The organism is Brucella ciceri (assembly GCF_041930145.1).
Taxonomy (GTDB): Bacteria; Pseudomonadota; Alphaproteobacteria; order Rhizobiales; family Rhizobiaceae; genus Brucella; species Brucella intermedia.
The window spans coordinates 100,755-121,230 of sequence record NZ_JBHEEV010000007.1 but is presented as its reverse complement, the minus strand read 5'-3'; the positions used below and the strand labels follow the sequence as shown (position 1 = coordinate 121,230).

Sequence of the window (20,476 nt, the reverse complement as noted above, 5' to 3'; positions counted from 1 at the left end):
AACATATACAGGACGTTTGTTAGGGGACATAACTAGTTTGTGGAAGGATGATGCCCTTAGTCTTTTGTCGGAGACAAAAGGGGCTTGCATTCCTCTATACAGCCGTTAGGTGTAAATAGCCGGGAATAAAATGAAGGCGCACGAAATAAAGATGCGTCAAAAAAACCCCGGACGGTAAAATGGGTGGCTTCTCGATGGAATATTTCTTCCAGCAGGTGATCAACGGGCTCGCGCTCGGCTCGATCTATGGCCTGATCGCCATCGGCTATACGATGGTCTATGGCATTATCGGCATGATCAACTTTGCTCATGGCGATGTCTTCATGCTCGGCGCCTTCATGGCGCTGATTGTTTTTCTCATCATCACAACATTCATCGGTGCCTTGCCGATTGCGCTGATGCTTCTTCTGATGATGATCGTCGCCATGCTACTGACAGGCTTGTGGAGCTGGACGATCGAACGCGTGGCCTACAGGCCGTTGCGCGGTTCGTTCCGCCTCGCGCCGTTGATCACGGCTATCGGCATGTCGATTGCCTTGTCGAATTTCGTTCAGGTTACGCAAGGCCCGCGTAACAAGCCGGTGCCTCAGCTTCTGAACGGCTCCTTCAATCTCTTCGGTACGAATGTGACGATTTCGCTGAAGCAGATCGTTGTCATCGTGGTAACCGCGGTGCTGCTGACGATCTTCTGGTATATCGTCAACCGCACCTCGCTCGGCCGTGCGCAGCGCGCCTGCGAGCAGGATCGAAAGATGGCGGCGCTTCTCGGCATCAATGTCGATCGCGTCATTTCGCTCACCTTCGTGATGGGTGCCATGCTCGCGGCGGTGGCCGGTACGCTCTACCTCTCCTTCTATGGCGTGATTTCCTTTGCCGACGGCTTCATCCCCGGCGTCAAGGCGTTCACGGCAGCGGTTCTGGGCGGTATCGGATCGCTTCCTGGCGCTGTGGTCGGTGGCCTGCTCATCGGTCTCATCGAAGCGTTGTGGTCGGCCTATTTCTCGATCGATTACAAGGACGTTGCCGCGTTCTCGATCCTCGCCATCGTGCTGATCTTCATGCCGTCCGGCATTCTTGGCCGTCCTGAAGTCGAAAAGGTTTAATCATGGCTGCACAGTCGAGTTCACGCCCGGATTCCCTTTTTGGCCGGGCCATTCGTGAAGGGTTCTTCGCCGGTCTTCTGGCGCTGGGCCTCTTCTGCCTCATCATCGGTTTCAAGACCGATCAGAACATCAACAATGAACTGGTGCTGCAACAGCGCTGGGGTGCGCTGGCCGTCATCGTCGTGCTGGCCGCCATTGGCCGTTTCCTGTTCGTTGCCTTTACTCAGCCCTGGCTGGAGGCGCGCAAGCTTGCCAAGAGCAAGCAGCCTGCCGTTGCGGTCGAAAGCCCGTCTTTCGTGCGCCGCCACTTCTCGCGCCTCGGCGTCGCCTTCCTTTTTGTCTATCCGATCCTGATCGTGGCCTTCCTCGGCTGGCAGGGATCGCTCAAATGGGTCGACAATTTCGGCGTCCAGATCCTCATCTATGTGATGCTGGCCTGGGGCCTCAACATCGTGGTGGGCCTCGCCGGTCTTCTCGATCTGGGTTACGTGGCCTTCTATGCAGTGGGCGCTTATTCCTACGCTCTGCTGTCATCCTATTTCGGCCTGTCCTTCTGGATGCTGCTGCCGATAGCGGGCATTCTGGCGGCGACATGGGGCGTCATCCTTGGCTTCCCGGTTCTGCGTCTGCGCGGTGACTATCTCGCCATCGTGACGCTGGCATTCGGTGAAATCATCCGTCTGGTGCTCATCAACTGGACGGATGTTACTCGCGGCACCTTCGGCGTTTCCGGCATTGCCAAGGCAACCTTCTTCGGCCTGCCTTTCAATGCCAGCAAGGACGGTTTTGCAGCCTATTTCGGCCTTACCTTCTCGGCCGCGCACTACAAGTTCTTCCTCTATTACGTCATCCTTCTGCTGGCGCTCCTGACGGCCTGGGTCACCATCCGCCTGCGCCGCATGCCGGTTGGCCGTGCATGGGAAGCGCTGCGCGAAGACGAAATCGCCTGCCGTTCGCTCGGCATCAACACCACCACGACCAAGCTCACGGCCTTTGCCACGGGCGCGATGTTCGGTGGTTTCGCCGGTTCCTTCTTTGCGGCGCGCCAGGGCTTCGTCAGCCCGGAATCCTTCGTGTTCCTTGAATCCGCCGTCATTCTGGCCATTGTCGTTCTCGGCGGCATGGGCTCGCTGGTCGGTATTGCCATTGCGGCGATCGTCATGATCGGCGGCACGGAAATCCTGCGTGAAATGGGCTTCCTGAAAGCTGTCTTCGGACCGGATTTCACGCCGGAACTCTACCGCATGCTCATCTTCGGTCTTGCCATGGTCGTAGTCATGGTCTGGAAGCCGCGCGGTTTCGTCGGAAGTCGAGAACCGAGTGCATTCCTGCATGAGAAGAAGATGGTGTCGGGTGCCTTTACCAAGGAAGGGCACGGCTGATGGCGGAGATTAGCACTATGTCTGGCACTATGTCCGGCAACACTCGGAAAGACACCATCCTTCAGGTCGAGCATCTCTCGATGCGCTTCGGCGGCCTCGTCGCCATCAACGATCTGAGCTTCAATGTGACGCGCGGGGATATCACTGCGATCATCGGCCCCAACGGTGCAGGCAAGACCACGGTCTTCAACTGCATCACCGGCTTCTACAAGCCCACGGGCGGGATGCTGACGATGAACCGGAAGACGGGCGACAAGTTCCTGCTGGAACGCCTGCCCGACTTCCAGATCACCAAGCAAGCCAAGGTCGCGCGTACGTTCCAGAACATCCGCCTGTTCTCGGGCCTCACCGTTCTGGAAAACCTGCTCGTTGCGCAGCACAACACGCTGATGCGCTCTTCCGGCTATACGATCCTCGGCCTGCTGGGGCTGCCGGGCTACAAGTCGGCGGCGAAGGAAGCGGTTGAAAAGGCGCGTTACTGGCTGGAAAAGATCAACCTGATCGACCGTGCGGACGATCCGGCAGGCGATCTGCCCTATGGCGATCAGCGCCGTCTGGAAATCGCCCGCGCCATGTGCACCGAGCCGGAAATCCTCTGCCTCGATGAACCTGCCGCCGGTCTCAATCCGCGCGAATCGGCGGAGCTCAACAAGCTTCTCCTCGATATCCGCAAGGAAACCGGCACGTCGATCCTGCTGATCGAGCATGACATGTCGGTCGTCATGGAAATCTCCGATCATGTGATCGTGCTGGAATACGGCACCAAGATTTCCGATGGCGCGCCGGAAGAGGTCAAGAACGATCCGCGTGTTATTGCCGCCTATCTCGGCGTCGATGACGAGGAAATCGCCGAACTCATCGAAGAGGCGGACAAGCCCGGTGTGGTCGATCCGGCGCATCTGGTCGCCGCCCAGCTTGCCGAGGAAGCCATCGAGGAGGAAATTGCCGAAGAGAAGGGCGAAACGCCTTCCGCAGGCGTTGACGCAACCGATGATCCGACCGGCGACAAGACTGCTCCCGTGAAGGCTGCTCAGGGTGAGGCTGCCAAGGGTGGTGCGAAACGCGCCAAAGCCCCGGCAAAAGCCTCAACAAAAACTCCGGGCAAGCCCAGGAAGGGAGGCGAATGATGCAGGCTGAAACCATGCAGAAAAAGCAACCGCTTCTGGCCGTCGAGAAGGTTGAAACCTATTACGGCAATATTTGCGCCTTGAAGGGCATCGACCTGACTGTCGACGAGGGCGAGATCGTGGCGCTGATCGGCGCAAACGGCGCCGGCAAATCGACGCTGATGATGACGATCTTCGGCTCGCCGAAGGCGCGTACCGGCCGCATCCTGTTCAATGGCAAGGATATCACGTCCATGCCGCCGCACGAGATCGCCAAGCTGCGCATCGCGCAGTCGCCGGAAGGCCGTCGCATCTTCCCGCGCATGACTGTTCTGGAAAATCTCCAGATGGGCGCAAGCCTCGACAATCAGCAATATTTCGATGAAGACGTAAAGCTGATGTTCGACCTGTTCCCACGCCTGAAGGAGCGTATCAACCAGCGCGGCGGCACGCTTTCGGGCGGTGAACAGCAGATGCTGGCGATCGCCCGCGCACTGATGGCGCGTCCGAAGCTCCTGCTTCTGGACGAACCGTCGCTCGGTCTGGCGCCGCTGATCGTGAAGCAGATTTTCGAGGCGATCAAGGAACTGAACCGCACGCAGGGGCTGACGGTATTCCTCGTCGAGCAGAACGCATTCGGTGCGCTGAAGCTCGCAGACCGCGGTTATGTGATGGTCAACGGCTCGATCACCATGAGCGGCGCAGGCCGCGAACTGCTGGCCGATCCGGAAGTCCGTGCCGCCTATCTCGAAGGCGGAAGGCACTAGGAGGAAATCATGCAAGGTATTCTCTACGAAGAACCGTCATTCTGGTTGTTTTTCCTCATCACCTGTCTGCTTGGCGGCTGGGCTGCCTGGATGACGGGGCGTGCCTGTGCTTCGACCTGGCGCACCTATCCGCAGCTGCTGATCTATCTGATCCCGCTCGGCGCTGCCGTGCGTTTCATCCACTTCGCACTGTTCGAGGGGACGCTTCTTTCGTTCCACTACTATCTGGTGGACACGATCGTCCTGATGATTATCGGCACGGTCGGCTTTCGCTACACCCGCACCAAGCAAATGGTGCGGCAGTATGGCTGGCTTTATGAGAAAGCTTCGCCACTGAGCTGGAAGGCAAAATAATTTCAAAGCTTCGCCGTCATGCGGCGAAGCTTTTTTACAAGATCACGTTGACAGTAATAAGATTCAGCGTAGATATTGCTGAGTAATCAGCAAGAAAATAAGGCGATGCAAAACATCGTTCGGGGTAAATACAATGATGGGAGTTCCAACAATGAAGAAATCACTTTTGGCAGGTGTTGCTCTTGCAGCAGTAATGTCTTTCGGGGGCTCGGCTTGGGCTGATGTAATTCTGGGTATCGGTGCACCCTTGACCGGCCCGAACGCCGTTTATGGCGCACAGATCCAGAAGGGGGCGGAAGCCGCCATCAAGGAAGTCAACGATGCGGGCGGCATCAATGGCGAGAAAATAACGATCTCGCTCGGCGATGACGTTTCGGATCCGAAGCAGGGCATTTCTGTTGCCAACAAGTTCGCAGCCGACGGCGTAAAATATGTCATCGGTCACTTCAACTCGGGCGTTTCGATCCCGGCTTCGGAAGTCTATGCCGAAAACGGCATTCTCGAAATCTCGCCTGCCGCGACCAATCCGGTCTATACCGAGCGCCAGTTGTGGAACACGTTCCGCACCTGCGGCCGTGACGATCAGCAAGGCATCGTGGCTGGCCAGTACATCTTCGACCATTTCAAGGACGCGAAGATCGCCGTCATTCACGACAAGACCCCATACGGTCAGGGCCTTGCCGACGAAACCAAGAAGAAGCTCAACGAACTTGGCACCAAGGAAGCCCTCTATGAAGGCGTCAACGTTGGTGAAAAGGACTTCTCCGCTCTGATCGCCAAGCTCAAGCAGGCAGGCGTGACGGTGGTTTACTGGGGCGGCCTGCATCCGGAAGCCGGTCTCATCATCCGCCAGATGGCCGATCAGGGCGTGAAGGCCCAGTTCATCTCGGGCGACGGTATTGTTTCCAACGAACTGGCTTCGATTGCCGGTCCGGCTGTCGAAGGCACGCTCAACACCTTCGGTCCCGATCCGCGCAACAACCCGAACAATGCCGATCTGGTGAAGAAGTTCCGCGACGCCGGTTTCGAGCCTGAAGCCTACACGCTCTATTCCTATGCGGCGGTTCAGTCGCTGGCGCAGGCCGCAAAGGCTGCGGGCAGCAACGACCCGCAGGAAATCGCCAAGGCGCTGAAGGAAAAGGGCCCGTTCAAGACCGTGCTCGGCGACCTGTCCTATGACGAAAAGGGCGATCCGAAGCTCCCAGGTTACGTCATGTACAAGTGGGAAAAGGGCGCTGACGGAAAATATACTTACGTTCAGCAGTAAGTTACGCTTATATTCTTTCCCGATCAGTGGAAGTGCCCGGCTTTATGCCGGGCATTTTCGTTTGCGACGCTCTGTTCCGCATAAAGTCATGCGTGAAACGCAGAATATAGACGAAATCATTACTTTACTTTCAGCCTGAAAGGGAATCTATCTACAATTGCATCCAGATGTAGGGCGATCCTCTGTGTCTGGTCTTGCAATCTGGTGGGAGGACCAGTTTCGACGCGGGCATTTCGAAGCCCAGATAGCGTTCCAAAGGCTGATGCCGGTCTCCCATTCGAATATCGGGTTGTGCGCGGTGCTTCGCTGTGGCTGCGCAAGCCTGCAAAAACGGCGGTCGCCCGATCGGATCGGGCCGCCGCTCCGAATGACTATTTTGATGCGTGTTCCGGGAATGGGTCAAACTTCCGGGATGCGTTTAGTGGGAGCAACTGAAATGAAGAAATCCTTATTCTGCGGCGTCTGCCTCTCGGCACTGGTTGCAATGGGCGGCGTATCGTTTGCCGATATCCAGCTCGGCGTCGGCGCACCGCTGACCGGCAGCCAGGCGGCTTTCGGCGAGCAGATCAAGCGCGGTGTCGAAGCGGCAGTCGCAGAAGCCAATGCCAAGGGCGGCATGAATGGCGAGCAGATCACGATCGTCTACGGCGACGACGCTGCCGATCCGAAGCAGGGCATTTCGGTTGCCAACAAGTTCGTCGGTGACGGCGTCCAGTTCGTCATCGGTCACTTCAATTCCGGCGTCAGCATTCCGACTTCGGACATCTATGCCGAAAATGGCGTGCTGATGATTGCACCCGGCACCACCAACCCGACCTTCACCGAGCGCGAATTGTGGAACACGTTCCGCACCTGCCGTCGCGATGACAAGCAAGGAATTGTTGCCGGCAAGTACATGGCCGACAATTACAAGGACGGCAAAGTCGCGATCCTTCACGACAAAACGCCTTATGGTCAGGGCCTTGCCGACGAGACCAAGAAGTCGCTTAACGAAAGCGGCATGAAGGAAACGCTCTATGAAGGCGTGAACCAGGGCGACAAGGATTTCTCGGCGCTCATCTCCAAGATGAAGGCTGCCGGAATCACCGCAGTTTACTGGGGTGGCATGCACCCGGAAGCTGGCCTGCTCATTCGCCAGATGGCTGACCAGGGCCTCAAGGCCCAGTTCATTTCCGGCGACGGCATCGTGTCCAACGAACTCGCCTCGATTGCCGGTGATGCGGTGGCTGGCGTGATGAACACCTTCGGTCCCGATCCGCGCGACGACAAGTCGAATGCCGATCTGATCAAGTCTTTCCGCGACAAGGGCTTCGAACCGGAAGCCTATACCTTCTACGCCTATGCGGGCGTGCAGTCGCTGGTCAATGCCGCGAATGCAGCCGGAAGCAACGATCCGCAGGAAGTTGCGACCGCGATGAAGGAAAAGGGACCGTTCAAGACCGTGCTCGGCGACATCACCTTCGACGCAAAGGGCGATCCGAGCCTTTCGCCCTATGTGATGTTTGAATGGCGCAAGGGCGAAGACGGCAAGTATAATTACTTCCAGAAGTAATGGAGCATTTCCAGCAAAAGCGCGAAGCGGTTTTGCGTCGGAAGAACACAGATGCTTAGAGCGGTTCTGATGATTGCTTCATAATGGGAGCCGCTCTTGTGCCTGATATATTAGCATAATATGCTGCAAAATTCATCAATCTGCCCGGCTTTTGGTCGGGCATTTTGTTTTTATCTCCCGGTTGCACAGTTTGTTTGCGCTCGTGTCTATTGCAGGTTAAGCAATGGCGCCTTTGTCATTGCAGTTAGGGAGATCTGCCTTGTCTTTCGCCCAAAAGCCTATCCGGAAAATTCTGGTCGCCAACCGATCTGAAATTGCAATCCGCGTATTCCGCGCCGCCAATGAGCTGGGACTCAAAACGGTGGCCATATGGGCCGAGGAAGACAAACTTTCCCTGCATCGCTTCAAGGCCGATGAAAGCTATCAGGTCGGTCGCGGGCCGCATCTGGATCGCGATCTCGGTCCGATTGAAAGCTATCTTTCCATTGATGAAATCATTCGCGTTGCCAGGCTTTCGGGTGCCGATGCGATCCATCCGGGCTACGGCCTGTTGTCCGAAAGCCCTGAATTTGCTGAAGCCTGCGCCGAAAACGGCATCATCTTCATCGGTCCGAAGCCGGAGACCATGCGCCGCCTCGGCAATAAGGTTGCCGCGCGCAATCTCGCCATCGAGATCGGCGTGCCGGTGGTTCCGGCCACCGATCCGCTTCCCGACGACATGGAGGAAGTGAAGAAGCTGGCGAGCCAGATCGGCTATCCGCTGATGCTGAAGGCGAGCTGGGGCGGCGGCGGTCGGGGCATGCGCGCGATCCGCGCCGAAGCCGATCTCGCGCGCGAGGTGACGGAAGCCAAGCGCGAGGCCAAGGCAGCTTTCGGCAAGGACGAGGTCTATCTCGAAAAGCTGATCGAACGCGCGCGCCATGTCGAAGTGCAGATATTGGGCGATACCCACGGCAATGCGGTCCATCTTTTCGAGCGCGACTGCTCGATCCAGCGCCGCAACCAGAAGGTCGTGGAGCGGGCGCCAGCGCCCTACCTCAGCGATGCGCAACGCCAGGAACTGGCAAGCTATGGCCTGAAGATCGCCCATGCCACCGATTATATCGGCGCCGGTACTGTCGAGTTCCTCATGGATGCCGATACGGGCAAGTTCTATTTCATCGAGGTCAACCCGCGTATTCAGGTTGAGCATACCGTCACCGAGCAGGTGACTGGCATCGATATCGTCAAGGCGCAGATTCATATTCTCGAAGGCTTTGCCATCGGAACGCCGGAATCGGGCGTGCCGCGTCAGGAGGACATTCGTCTCAACGGCCATGCGCTTCAGTGCCGCATCACCACGGAAGACCCGGAACAGAATTTCATCCCCGATTACGGGCGCATTCAGGCCTATCGCTCGGCGTCGGGCTTCGGCATTCGCCTCGATGGCGGCACGGCCTATTCGGGCGCGTTCATTACCCGCTATTACGATCCGCTGCTCGTCAAGGTGACGGCTTCGGGCTCTACGCCTCTTGAAGCCATTCGCCGCATGGACCGGGCGCTCCGCGAATTCCGCATTCGCGGCGTGGCGACGAACCTGACCTTCCTCGAAGCGATCATCAATCATCCGAAGTTTCAAGCGAACGACTACACCACGCGCTTCATCGACACCACGCCGGAACTGTTCGAGCAGGTGAAGCGTCAGGATCGCGCCACCAAGCTTCTGACCTATATAGCCGATGTGACGGTCAACGGTCACCCGGAGACCAAAGGCCGGGCAAAGCCGGCCAAGGATGCCGCCAGGCCGCGCGTGCCGTGGTTCGGCGATAAGCCAGTGGTGGATGGCACCAAGCAGCGTCTGGACCAGCTTGGACCGAAGAAATTCGCCGAATGGGTGCGCAATGAAAAGCGGGCGCTGATTACCGATACCACCATGCGCGACGGGCACCAGTCACTGCTTGCCACCCGCGTGCGAACCTATGACATTGCCCGTATTGCCAATTCCTATGCGCAGGCGCTGCCGAACCTGTTCTCTCTGGAATGCTGGGGCGGCGCGACCTTCGACGTCTCGATGCGCTTCCTCACGGAAGACCCGTGGGAGCGTCTGGCGCTGGTGCGTGAAGGCGCCCCGAACCTTCTTCTGCAGATGCTTCTGCGCGGTGCGAACGGGGTTGGCTACAAATCCTATCCCGACAATGTCGTGAAATATTTCGTGCGCGAGGCAGCCAGAGGCGGCATCGATCTGTTCCGTGTTTTCGACAGTCTCAACTGGGTCGAGAACATGCGCGTGTCGATGGATGCTGTGCTGGAGGAAAACAAGCTCTGTGAAGCGGCGATCTGCTACACCGGCGATATTCTCAATCCGGAGCGCGCCAAGTACGATCTTAAATATTATGTCGATCTGGCGAAGGAAGTTGAAAAGGCTGGCGCGCATATCATCGCGGTGAAGGATATGGCGGGCCTGTTGAAGCCTGCCGCCGCCCGCGTTCTGTTCAAGGCGCTGCGCGAGGAAACCGACCTGCCGATCCATTTCCATACGCATGATACGTCGGGCATTTCGGCGGCGACCGTGCTTGCCGCGATCGATGCGGGCGTCGATGTCGTTGACGCTGCGATGGATGCGCTGTCCGGCAACACATCGCAGCCTTGCCTTGGGTCCATCGTCGAAGCCTTGCACGGTTCCGAGCGTGATCCGGGGCTCGATCCGGAGTCGATCCGTCGCATTTCCTTCTATTGGGAAGCGGTGCGCAACCAGTATGCGGCCTTTGAAAGCGACCTCAAGGGACCGGCTTCGGAAGTCTATCTGCATGAAATGCCGGGCGGCCAGTTCACGAACCTGAAGGAACAGGCGCGCTCGCTCGGACTTGAAACCCGCTGGCACGAAGTGGCGCAGGCCTATGCAGACGTGAACCGCATGTTCGGCGATATCGTCAAGGTCACGCCGTCCTCGAAGGTTGTCGGCGACATGGCGCTGATGATGGTCAGTCAGGACCTGACCGTTGCCGATGTCGAAAATCCGGCCAAGGACATTGCTTTCCCGGATTCGGTTGTGTCGATGATGCGGGGCGATCTCGGCCAGCCGCCATCGGGTTGGCCGAAGGCACTGCAGAAGAAAATCCTCAAGGGTGAGGAGCCGTTTACCGTGCGTCCCGGCGCTCTTCTGGAGCCTGCCGATCTCAATGCCGAGCGTGAGGGGTTCGAGCAGGCGGTCGGACACAAGATTTCCGATCAGGAATTTGCATCGGCGCTGATGTATCCGAAGGTGTTCACCGATTATGCAGCGGCGCAGGAAACCTATGGCCCGACGAGCGTTCTGCCGACACCGGTCTATTTCTACGGCCTCAAGCCGGAAGAAGAGGTTTTTGTCGATCTGGAACGCGGCAAGACGCTGGTGATCGTCAATCAGGCGATGAGCGAGACGGACGAGAAGGGCATGGTGACGGTGTTCTTCGAACTGAACGGCCAGCCGCGCCGCATCAAGGTGCCGAACCGCGCCAAGGGTGCTTCTGGCGGTGTCCGCCGCAAGGTGGAAGCGGGGAATGACAAGCAGGTCGGTGCGCCGATGCCGGGTGTCGTTTCCACCGTTGCGGTCGCCGCCGGACAGACGGTTTCTCAGGGCGACGTGCTGCTCTCCATTGAAGCGATGAAGATGGAAACCGCCATCCATGCCGAACGCGATGGCACTATCGCGGAAGTGCTGGTGCGTCCGGGCGAGCAGATCGATGCCAAGGATTTGCTGGTCGTCTACTCGTAACAGTTATGGGCTTCAGCCGAGGTTGATCGATCTTCGGATCGCGCTCCAGGTCTCCCTTTCCCTCACCCTGAGGAGCCGTTGAAAACGGCGTCTCGAAGGGTGAGGGAAATGCACCGTGCCTGCCCTCGTCCTTTGACAGGCTCAGGATGAAGGAGAAGCGTAGCGGCCCATCAGACCGAAACTGTCGCCTTGAAAGCGTCAGAAACGCAAACGCCGCGGTCGTCAAAAGCCGCGGCATTTTCTTTGCGCTTGCGCGGGAGGCAAAATCTGATATGCATGTTCATGCCTATTTGTGCATGGTTGTGCATGTTGAGGGATAATGGCGACAGAGCTTCTGCTTCACGAAAGACAGGCACGCATCCAGCAGCTGCTGCAGCAGTCGGGGCGTGTGCTGGCGGCTGAACTGGCGGAAAGTTTCGGCGTGTCGGAGGATACGATCCGGCGCGATCTGCGCGAGATGGCGGCAGCCGGGCTTTGCAAGCGCGTCTATGGTGGTGCGCTGCGGGCCGTGCCGGAACCTTCGCCGCTTGCCGAACGGGATTGCGAACGACCGCAGGTGAAGGCCGCGCTCGCCGCGGCGCTGGCGCGGCTGGTGGAACCCGGCATGACGGTGTTTCTCGACGCTTCTTCGGTCAATACGGCGCTGGCCCGGCTTATGGTCGAGCGTGGCGAAGCCATTACCGTCGTCACCAATACGCCGTCCATCGCTGCGATTCTCATGGGTTCGCCCGAGATCGAGCTGATCATGATCGGTGGGCCCATCGACCGGCGCGTGAGTGCAGCAGTCGGCGCGCGCGCCTTGCGCGACGCAGAATTGCTGCGGCCCGATCTTTGCGTGCTGGGGGCATGCGGGATCGCCGCCGAAATCGGCGTGACCGCGCTGCATCTCGACGATGCGGAATTCAAAAGAGTGATTGCCGGACGCAGCCGGATGGTGGCGCTTGCCATTACGAGCGACAAGCTCGGCACGGTTGCCGCCCATGATGTTGTTCCCTTGAACGATGTCGGCGTCATGGCTGTCGAATACGATGCGGATGAAGCGGCGCTTGCGCCCTATGCGGCATCGGGTATGAAGATTTTACGTGCGGCAGCGGACCGCAACTGAGGGACAGATGGAACAGGTTTCCGGACGCGAAGATGCGGCACCCACGCGTGCGCCGATTGTAACCAGAGAGCGGATCGCCGTGGCGCTTCTTTTCCTGATGAACGGGTATGTTTTCGGCGGGTGGGCTCCGAAAATCCCGGAATTCGCCGCGCGTCTGGGTCTCGACAGCGCCGGTATGGGGCTGATGATCCTTGTCTTCGGTCTCGGTTCCCTGGCCATGATGCCGGTCGCGGGCGCTCTTTCGGCGCATCGCGGCTCGGGCATTGTGGTGCGCATGTTTGCGCTCGCCTTCATTCCGGCGCTGCTCATCATCGCAGTGGTTCCCAATGTGGTCACGGCTGTGATCGTGATGTTCTATTTCGGCGGGACCATGGCCGCGATGGACGTGTCGATGAATGCCAATGCGGTCGCGGTCGAGAAAAAGATGCGCCGGGCGATCATGTCGTCCTGCCACGCCTTCTGGAGCCTTGGCGGCCTGATTGGCGCTGCAAGCGGGGGCTTTCTCATTGCGCAATTCGGATCGACCGTTCATGCGCTGGTGACAACGGTTGTCGCCGCCATCCTGATTGCGGTTGCATGGCCTTCGATCATCGCGGACACGGTGCATCATCATTCGGGAGCTGAAAAGCAGAAGCTCACCCTGCCGCGCAATCCCCTGCCATGGCTTGTCGGCGTCATGGCGCTGTTTTCCATGGTGCCGGAAGGTGCGATTATCGATTGGGGCGCTTACCATATGCGCCAGGATCTGGGCGCTTCGGTCACGGTGGCGGGCTTCGGCTTCGCGGCGTTTTCAGGGGCCATGGCCATCATGCGCTTTGCGGGCGATCTGGTCCGCGACCGGTTCGGCGCGGTCAAAATCCTGCGCGCCTGTACGACTATCGCCATTATCGGCATGTTGATCGTCGGTCTCGGAAACAGCTCCACAACGGCGATCATCGGCTTCGCTATCTGTGGGATCGGCATTTCCAACATGGTGCCGATAGCCTTCTCGATGGCAGGCAACATGCCGGGCGTCAACCCGAGCGTCGGCCTGTCCATCGCGACGACGCTTGGCTATTCGGGAATGCTGGTGGCGCCGTCGCTGATCGGTTTTGTCGCCAAGCATAGTGGTTTCGGCGTGGTGTTTCTGGCGCTTCCGGTTTTGCTTCTCGTCGTGCTGGCCTTCTCAAGCCTCGCCCGATACGCCGACCAAAAGCATTAAGCTTTCTTATGCCGCGCATCCTTTCCGAAAACCGATTCCCACTTTTCTGGATGCGCTATCCGGCCGTCCAGCCGCCATCGACAGGAATGGCAGCGCCGTTGATCTGCGCTGCCGCATCGCTTGCGAGGAAAGCGGCGATGGCGCCGATCTGCGCAGTGGTGACGAATTCCTTGGTCGGTTGCTTGTCGAGCATCACTTCGCGGATCACGGTTTCGCGATCCATATGATAGGCCTTCATCTGGTCCGGGATCTGCGCCTCGACAAGCGGGGTCAGCACATAGCCGGGGCAGATGGAATTGGCGGTGATCTTTGCGGTCGCAAGCTCCAGCGCCAGGGTCTTGGTGAAGCCGACAATGCCGTGCTTGGCGGCGACATAAGCCGATTTGAACGGCGATGCCACGAGGCCGTGCGCGGAGGCGATGTTGATGATGCGGCCCCAGCCCGAATTGCGCATATGCGGGATCGCGGCAGCGGATGTGTGGAAGGCCGAAGTCAGATTGATCGCGATGATGCGGTCCCATTGCTCGGGCGGGAACTCTTCCACCGGTGATACATGCTGGATACCGGCATTGTTGACGAGAATGTCCACGTTGCCGAACTGTTTCACGGTTGCCGTGATGAGTTCACGACATTGGCCGGCCTTCGACATGTCGGCTGCGATGTAGACCACGCTCACGCCATGCTCTTCACCGAGTTTCCGCGCAAGCGCGTGATCCTCGTCACGGTCGGTGAAGGAGTTGATCACGACGTTGTGTCCCGCCGCCGCCAGCGCATGGGCTATACCGAGGCCGATCCCGGAATTCGATCCGGTGATGATTGCGGTCTTGCGGGCAGATGCATCGGTCATTGGCAGACTCCTCCTTGTCGTCACGACATAATGAGAGGGCGACATTGCCTCGGCAAGCGATTATATAAATCGAAAGCCGGATATACGCAGGCCCGTGGAAATGCAGACGTTGACATTCGCGTCGCGCTGCGCCACCTGAAAACAGGTACAGTTAAGAACAGAGCAAAATGTCTTCCGAGACCGTCAGCTATTTTTCGCATCCATTTCCCCGCCGCCAGTCGGTTGGTGTCAGTGTCGGTGGCGTTATCGTCGGTGGCAGTGCACCCGTTGTCGTGCAGTCCATGACCAATACGGACACGGCGGATGTGGACTCCACGGTGGCGCAGGTGGCGGCACTGCATCGCGCCGGTTCGGAAATCGTGCGCATTACGGTGGATCGCGATGAATCGGCTGCCGCCGTGCCAAAAATCCGCGAACGGCTGGAGCGTCTTGGTCATGACGTGCCGCTGGTCGGCGATTTCCATTATATCGGCCACAAGCTGCTCGCCGATCATCCGGCCTGTGCGGAGGCGCTTGCAAAATACCGCATCAATCCGGGCAATGTCGGCTTCAAGGACAAGAAGGACAAGCAGTTCGCGGATATCGTCGAAATGGCTATCCGCTATGACAAGCCGGTGCGCATCGGCGTCAACTGGGGTTCGCTCGATCAGGAACTCCTGACCACGCTGATGGATCGCAATCAGGCCGAAGGCGCACCGCTTTCCGCGCAGGAAGTCATGCGCGAAGCAATCGTGCAGTCGGCGCTCATATCTGCCAATCTTGCCGAAGAGATCGGGCTTGGCCGCGACAAGATCATCCTGTCGGCCAAGGTCAGTCAGGTTCAGGACCTGATTGCCGTCTATACGATGCTGGCGCAGCGTTGCGACCATGCGCTGCATCTCGGACTTACCGAAGCCGGCATGGGCACCAAGGGTATCGTTGCCTCCTCCGCTGCCATGGGCATTCTGCTGCAGCAGGGCATTGGCGACACGATCCGCATTTCGCTGACCCCGGAGCCGGGCGGCGACCGCACCCGCGAGGTGCAAGTGGCGCAGGAATTGCTGCAGACCATGGGTTTCCGCCAGTTCATCCCTATCGTTGCAGCCTGCCCTGGTTGCGGCCGCACGACCTCGACCGTGTTTCAGGAACTGGCGCAGACCATTCAGGACGACATCCGCCGCAACATGCCGGTCTGGCGCGAGAAATATCCCGGTGTGGAAGCGCTCTCGGTTGCGGTCATGGGCTGCATCGTCAACGGGCCGGGCGAATCCAAGCATGCCGATATCGGTATTTCGCTTCCCGGCACGGGCGAAACGCCGTCCGCACCGGTCTTTGTCGATGGCAAGAAGGTCACGACGCTACGCGGTCCTGCCATCGCCGAAGAATTCCAGAAGATGGTTGCCGATTACATCGAAAACCGCTTCGGGCTTGAGCAGAAGGTGGCGTCCGGCCAGAACTAAGCCGTACGGATGACCGCGCGTGTCGCGGCTTCCGGCGTGGTTTTCAGTGTCGCCGCCCAGAAGATGAGCGTGACGAGGCTGATCCCTGCGCCAAGCAGGCAGACACCGTTCCAGCCTGTATGCGCATAGACCCAGGTTGAAATCGCCGAACCGCTGGCGCTGCCGATGGAATAGAAGACCATATAGGCGGCGGTGAGCCTGTTCTGCGCATCCGGCCGCACGCGGTAGATCATCGCCTGATTGGTCACGTGCACGGCCTGAAGGCCGAAGTCGATTACAAGCACGCCCGCGATCAACCAGAGCAGCGAGTGTCCAAGCAGGGCTATCAATCCCCACGAGACGAGCATCAGCATCAGGGCGAAGCCCGTCATGCGCTGGGCATGGCCGCGATCGGCGGCGCTTCCGGCGCGGGAGGCGGCGAGTGCTCCTGCTGCACCCGCAAGACCGAACAGCCCGATCTGGGCATGGCTCAGTTCAAACGGCGGGGCGCTGAGCGGCATGACCAGTGGTGCGAGCAAAGTGGTGATATTGGCGAAGATCAGCATGGCTATGATGGCGCGAATGCGCAGCACCGGCTCGGAGCGAAACAGCGTCACGAGCGACAGAATGAGTGCGGGATAGCGGACGCTTGTCGGCTGCCGCTTCTGGTCGGGCAGGCTGCGCCAGAGCAGGAGCGCGATCGAAAGGGTGAGAACGGCGGAAACGAAATAGACGCTGCGCCAGCCGCCAATATCGGTAAGGGCGCCTGCGATGGCGCGCGCCAGCAAAATGCCCAGCACGATGCCGCTCGTTACGATGCCGACGACATGGCCGCGCCGCGCAGGTTCCGCCAGACTGGCTGCATAGGCGACGAGCGCCTGTGTGACGACGGCGAGCAGGCCCATGATGGCCATGGCAACCAGAAGCACCGTGGCATCGGCCGCAAAGCCGATTGCGATCAGCGACAGGACCGAGAGCAGGAAATGGACGATGATGAGCTTGCGCCGGTTGAACAGGTCGCCGAGCGGAACCAGGAAGATCAGGCCAAGCGCATAACCGATCTGGCTGGCGGCGACGATAAGGCCCGCTGTCGATCGCTTGAGGCCGAGATCGTCTGCCATCACATCGAGAAGCGGGTGAGCGAAATAGACATTGGCCACCGCCAGCCCGCTTGCGGCGGCGAACAAAAGAAGGGTAGCCGAAGAAAGCGGACGTGCATCAGGGTTCGCGGACAGCGCTGCTGCCGCGTCGGTTGAGGGGTGCATGGTTGTGCTCCTGCAAAATGGTTTTAAAATGAAACCATTTTGTTTGTAGCGAAAAAGGTTTTATATTGCAACCAGATTGCAATTTATGGAGTCAATATGGTTCGAAAGAAAAGCCTGAAAGGCGACTATTGCCCCAGTGCCCGGGCGCTTGACGTCATCGGCGACTGGTGGTCGCTGCTGATCGTTCGCGAGGCTTTTGATGGCGTGACCCGTTTCAGCGCCTTTCAGAAGAATCTGGGAATCGCCCGCAATATTCTTTCGGACCGTCTGCGCAAGCTCACAGGCGAGGAAATCATGGAATCCGTGCCGGACCCCAACGGAGGCGCGCATCAGGAATATCGGCTGACGGCAAAGGGACGCGATCTGCTGCCTGTCGTCGTGTCGCTCCGGCAATGGGGCGAAAAGCACCTTTTTGCGCCGGGCGAGACGCATTCACGCCTTGTGGATAGCGTTTCGGGCGAGGATGTGGCTCTGCTTGAGGTGCGCGCCCGGGATGGGCGCAGGCTTTCCTCGGATGATGTCGTCATCATCAAGGTTCGCGAGGACGATCTTTAGCGGATTGTTTTCCGCATGTCTTATCCCGAACCGGTTTCCGCTTTCGGGCGACTTCGTCTAGCTCTGGCGTTCGGCAATGAAGCGGGCGGCCTGCTTCAGAATATCGGCGTCCTTGCCGAAAGGCGCCAGCAGGCTTTCCGCCTGGGCAACGAGGCCGGACAACTGCTTGCGCGTCCAGTCGACGCCATGAAGTGAAACAAGCGTGGCTTTTCCGGCGGCGGCATCCTTGCCGGTCGCCTTGCCCATTGCCTCGGCATCTGCGGTCACGTCCAGAAGATCGTCCGCCAGCTGGAACGCGAGGCCGATGGCCGAGCCGAATTCGGCCATGCGTTCGCGATCTTCGGTGGAGGCGTTGGCGATGATGGCTCCCGCCTCGCAGGCAAAGCGGATCAGCGCTCCGGTCTTCATCGCCTGCAGCGTGATGATACCGGCTTCGTCGGGCTTGCTGGTTTCGGCCATCAGATCGAGCGCCTGTCCGCCTGCCATGCCACCGAGGCCCGATGCGCGGGCAAGTGCAGAAACCAGCCGCACGCGGATTGCCGGATCGAGATCGGTTTCATCCGACGAGACGATATCGAAAGCGTATGTCAGCAGGCTGTCGCCAGCCAGAATGGCGGCTGCTTCATCGAATGCCTTGTGCACGGTCGGCTGGCCGCGCCGCAGGTCGTCGTCGTCCATGGCCGGCAGATCGTCATGGACAAGCGAATAGCAGTGAATGCATTCGAGTGCAGCGGCAACGCGCAGAACGGCATCCCCGCCCTTGCCGAAGAGAGCGGCACTTTCGACGACCAGAAATGGCCGGAGGCGCTTTCCGCCGTTCAGGACACCATGGCGCATGGCGGCGAGCAGTCTTTCCGGCCGGGCGATTTCTCCTGTCCGCAGGCGCTGGTCCAGAAGGCCCGTCAGTGCCATTTCCACTTCCATGGCGCGAAGGTTGAGAGCGGCGGTGAAATCGGTCGACAGCTTTTCCATGGTAAAGGGGATGGACGAAAGCGCCGGATTGGTCAACTGGCCACGTCGATCAGCACAGGCTTTTTCATTTGAACGTCATGAAACGGCGCGTTTCGACTTGTTTCCCCGGTCCGATTATGGAATCCGGTTCAAACTTATTAAGGAATGGTTTATGTCGCTTGAGGAAGGTAGCAGGCGGTGGCAGTGGCAAAAATCATCATCAAGAGCAAGGATGGACGCAATTATCTGGCAGATCCCGTCTGGGGTGCCCGGGTTGCTCTGGCGCTCAAGATTCTGGTGATTCTGGCCGTGCTGCCGATTTTCCTGCTGCTGGTCTATTCGCTGCCGTTCGTCCGCCCGATCTCGACCCTGATGGTCAAGGACTATGTTCTGCTGCAGGACGTCGATCGCCAGTGGGTCAGTATCGATGATATCGCGCCGGTTCTGGTCAACTCTGTGATGATGGCCGAGGACGGCCAGTTCTGCAGCCATGGCGGCGTGGACTGGCACCAGCTGGGGCTGGTCCTGGACGATGCGGGCGAGGGCGGTCCGAGCCGCGGGGCCTCCACCATAACCATGCAGACGATGAAGAATCTCTTCCTCTGGAACGGGCGTTCCTATGTTCGCAAGGGGCTTGAATTCCCGCTAGCGCTGGCAGCCGATGGGCTTCTGTCCAAAAAACGCATAATGGAGATTTATCTCAACATCGCCGAGTGGGGGCCGGGCATTTACGGGATCGAGGCCGCCGCCCAGCATTATTTCAATCGACCGGCGGCAAAGCTCAACGCCCAGCAAGCCGCGTTGCTTGCCGTCGCTCTGCCCAACCCGGCACTGCGCAATCCCGCCAAACCGACACGCAACATGCAGCGCATTGCCCGCATCGTGGCCGGACGCGCGGCGCGATCGGGGCCCTATGTGGTTTGCGTGCAATAAATCGATGATACGAAAAAAAGATAAGACTCCCGCTGGTCAAACGACGTGAGAGCGTGTATAGGCACGTGACTTTCCGGAATTTTGTCCGATGTGACAGGCTCTTCGGGGCCGTGCCGGACGTTTATTGACCGATCAGTGGAGCTGGATCCATGGCAGTACCAAAACGAAAAACGTCTCCGTCGAAGCGCGGCATGCGCCGTTCGGCTGACGCTCTCAAGGCCCCGACCTATGTCGAGGACAAGAACTCGGGCGAACTTCGTCGTCCGCATCATATCGATCTGAAGAGCGGTATGTATCGCGGCCGTCAGGTCCTCGAAGCCAAGGAATAAGTCTGACGCTGCATTGCAGCCGAAAGATGGTTTTCAAAAACGCCGTTCCCGCCTGTCGGGGGCGGCGTTTTCTTTGTGGATCCTGTGTAAGGCACATGAAAAGGCTGCATGAAGCAGCCTTGATCGCGTGGTTGGTTCAAGGTCAGCCTGCGTCCGAGGCAAAGCCAGCACCTTCGATACCGGCGATGGCTGCAATTTCGTCATTATCCGATGTGTCGCCGGAAATGCCGACTGCGCCGAGAATCTCGCCCGCTGCGTCCTTGATCAGGACACCGCCCGGAACGGGCACGATCTTGCCGCCTGACACGCCTGACAGTCCTTCCAGGAAATGCGGACGGTCCTTCGCCTGATTATGCAGCCAGCGCGAACCTGTACCGACCGCCAGCGCGCCGAAGGCCTTGCCCGAGGCAATCTCGAAGCGCAGGATCGAGGTTCCGTCCTGCCGCTGGAACGCTTTCAGATTTCCGCCTGCGTCAAAGACCGAGACGGCCAGCGGCTTCAGTTTCAGTTCTGCTGCCTTGGCAAAGGCCCCGGCGATGATCGTATTGGCTCGTTCGAGCGACAGTGAAGGCATGGGTATCTCCTGATATATAGCTGAATGTAGTCTA

General features: G+C 59.0%; 18 protein-coding genes. 14 read left to right on the top strand and 4 right to left on the bottom strand.

Translation table 11 applies throughout. The features are described from left to right. Nucleotides 1-194: 194 nt before the first annotated feature. The 10 genes from JNC63_RS15615 to JNC63_RS15570 all read left to right on the top strand — a co-directional run bounded on the left by JNC63_RS15615 (nucleotide 195) and on the right by JNC63_RS15570 (nucleotide 13,570). Complete coding sequence (locus JNC63_RS15615) at nucleotides 195-1,103, top strand: branched-chain amino acid ABC transporter permease (protein WP_006471258.1); 909 nt, start codon at nucleotides 195-197, stop codon at nucleotides 1,101-1,103. A 2-nt stretch (nucleotides 1,104-1,105) separates the two neighbouring features. Continuing rightward, a complete protein-coding gene (gene livM, locus JNC63_RS15610) occupies nucleotides 1,106-2,485 on the top strand; it encodes a high-affinity branched-chain amino acid ABC transporter permease LivM (protein WP_063620169.1) in 1,380 nt (459 codons plus the stop codon). A 29-nt stretch (nucleotides 2,486-2,514) separates the two neighbouring features. After that, nucleotides 2,515-3,612, top strand: coding sequence for an ABC transporter ATP-binding protein (locus JNC63_RS15605; protein ID WP_063620168.1), 1,098 nt, complete (start codon nucleotides 2,515-2,517; stop codon nucleotides 3,610-3,612). Next, complete coding sequence (locus JNC63_RS15600; RefSeq protein ID WP_031347285.1) at nucleotides 3,612-4,358, top strand: ABC transporter ATP-binding protein; 747 nt, start codon at nucleotides 3,612-3,614, stop codon at nucleotides 4,356-4,358. Before JNC63_RS15605 ends, JNC63_RS15600 begins: the two co-directional genes overlap by 1 nt. A gap of 9 nt (nucleotides 4,359-4,367) precedes the next feature. After that, a complete protein-coding gene (locus JNC63_RS15595) occupies nucleotides 4,368-4,712 on the top strand; it encodes a DUF6867 family protein (protein WP_006467798.1) in 345 nt (114 codons plus the stop codon). A 151-nt stretch (nucleotides 4,713-4,863) separates the two neighbouring features. Continuing rightward, nucleotides 4,864-5,979 (top strand): branched-chain amino acid ABC transporter substrate-binding protein, encoded by a 1,116-nt coding sequence (locus JNC63_RS15590; protein WP_021588054.1) that lies wholly within the window; start codon nucleotides 4,864-4,866, stop codon nucleotides 5,977-5,979. A 436-nt stretch (nucleotides 5,980-6,415) separates the two neighbouring features. Further along, the gene (locus tag JNC63_RS15585; protein WP_063620167.1) at nucleotides 6,416-7,531 is read left to right on the top strand and encodes a branched-chain amino acid ABC transporter substrate-binding protein; all 1,116 of its coding nucleotides are present in this window, start codon (nucleotides 6,416-6,418) and stop codon (nucleotides 7,529-7,531) included. Nucleotides 7,532-7,790: 259 nt separating this feature from the next. After that, nucleotides 7,791-11,264, top strand: a complete 3,474-nt coding sequence (gene pyc / locus JNC63_RS15580; RefSeq protein ID WP_063620166.1) for a pyruvate carboxylase — start codon at nucleotides 7,791-7,793, stop codon at nucleotides 11,262-11,264. A 319-nt stretch (nucleotides 11,265-11,583) separates the two neighbouring features. Next, the gene (locus JNC63_RS15575) at nucleotides 11,584-12,369 is read left to right on the top strand and encodes a DeoR/GlpR family DNA-binding transcription regulator (RefSeq protein WP_063620165.1); all 786 of its coding nucleotides are present in this window, start codon (nucleotides 11,584-11,586) and stop codon (nucleotides 12,367-12,369) included. 7 nt (nucleotides 12,370-12,376) lie between these two features. Continuing rightward, nucleotides 12,377-13,570, top strand: a complete 1,194-nt coding sequence (locus tag JNC63_RS15570) for an MFS transporter (protein WP_063620164.1) — start codon at nucleotides 12,377-12,379, stop codon at nucleotides 13,568-13,570. A gap of 55 nt (nucleotides 13,571-13,625) precedes the next feature. On the opposite strand, the gene JNC63_RS15565 is transcribed toward JNC63_RS15570, so the two are convergent. Next, nucleotides 13,626-14,417: a 3-hydroxybutyrate dehydrogenase gene (locus tag JNC63_RS15565; protein WP_063620163.1), complete on the bottom strand. Its 792-nt coding sequence runs from the start codon at nucleotides 14,415-14,417 to the stop codon at nucleotides 13,626-13,628. A gap of 167 nt (nucleotides 14,418-14,584) precedes the next feature. Here JNC63_RS15565 and ispG point away from each other — a divergent pair, with 167 nt between their 5' ends. Then, nucleotides 14,585-15,856 carry a flavodoxin-dependent (E)-4-hydroxy-3-methylbut-2-enyl-diphosphate synthase gene (gene ispG, locus JNC63_RS15560; protein ID WP_063620162.1) on the top strand — a complete coding sequence of 424 codons (1,272 nt, stop codon included), beginning with the start codon at nucleotides 14,585-14,587 and terminating at the stop codon, nucleotides 15,854-15,856. Here the strand turns inward: ispG and JNC63_RS15555 are convergent. Beyond that, complete coding sequence (locus JNC63_RS15555) at nucleotides 15,853-17,100, bottom strand: MFS transporter (protein WP_063620161.1); 1,248 nt, start codon at nucleotides 17,098-17,100, stop codon at nucleotides 15,853-15,855. The genes ispG and JNC63_RS15555 overlap by 4 nt on opposite strands. 96 nt (nucleotides 17,101-17,196) lie before the next feature. Here JNC63_RS15555 and JNC63_RS15550 point away from each other — a divergent pair, with 96 nt between their 5' ends. Further along, nucleotides 17,197-17,655, top strand: coding sequence for a winged helix-turn-helix transcriptional regulator (locus JNC63_RS15550; RefSeq protein WP_006471266.1), 459 nt, complete (start codon nucleotides 17,197-17,199; stop codon nucleotides 17,653-17,655). Between the two features lie 57 nt (nucleotides 17,656-17,712). Here the strand turns inward: JNC63_RS15550 and JNC63_RS15545 are convergent, their stop codons facing one another. Continuing rightward, entirely contained in the window at nucleotides 17,713-18,627 is a 915-nt protein-coding gene (locus tag JNC63_RS15545) for a polyprenyl synthetase family protein (protein ID WP_006471267.1), read from the bottom strand. A gap of 183 nt (nucleotides 18,628-18,810) precedes the next feature. Between JNC63_RS15545 and mtgA the strand changes: the two genes are divergently transcribed. Together mtgA and rpmF are read left to right on the top strand one after the other, a co-directional pair. After that, nucleotides 18,811-19,539: a monofunctional biosynthetic peptidoglycan transglycosylase gene (gene mtgA, locus JNC63_RS15540; RefSeq protein ID WP_025090875.1), complete on the top strand. Its 729-nt coding sequence runs from the start codon at nucleotides 18,811-18,813 to the stop codon at nucleotides 19,537-19,539. A gap of 149 nt (nucleotides 19,540-19,688) precedes the next feature. After that, nucleotides 19,689-19,868 (top strand): 50S ribosomal protein L32, encoded by a 180-nt coding sequence (rpmF, locus tag JNC63_RS15535; protein WP_006467787.1) that lies wholly within the window; start codon nucleotides 19,689-19,691, stop codon nucleotides 19,866-19,868. A gap of 142 nt (nucleotides 19,869-20,010) precedes the next feature. Here the strand turns inward: rpmF and JNC63_RS15530 are convergent, their stop codons facing one another. Beyond that, nucleotides 20,011-20,442 carry a GlcG/HbpS family heme-binding protein gene (locus JNC63_RS15530; RefSeq protein ID WP_006471270.1) on the bottom strand — a complete coding sequence of 144 codons (432 nt, stop codon included), beginning with the start codon at nucleotides 20,440-20,442 and terminating at the stop codon, nucleotides 20,011-20,013. Between the last annotated feature and the right edge of the window lie 34 nt (nucleotides 20,443-20,476).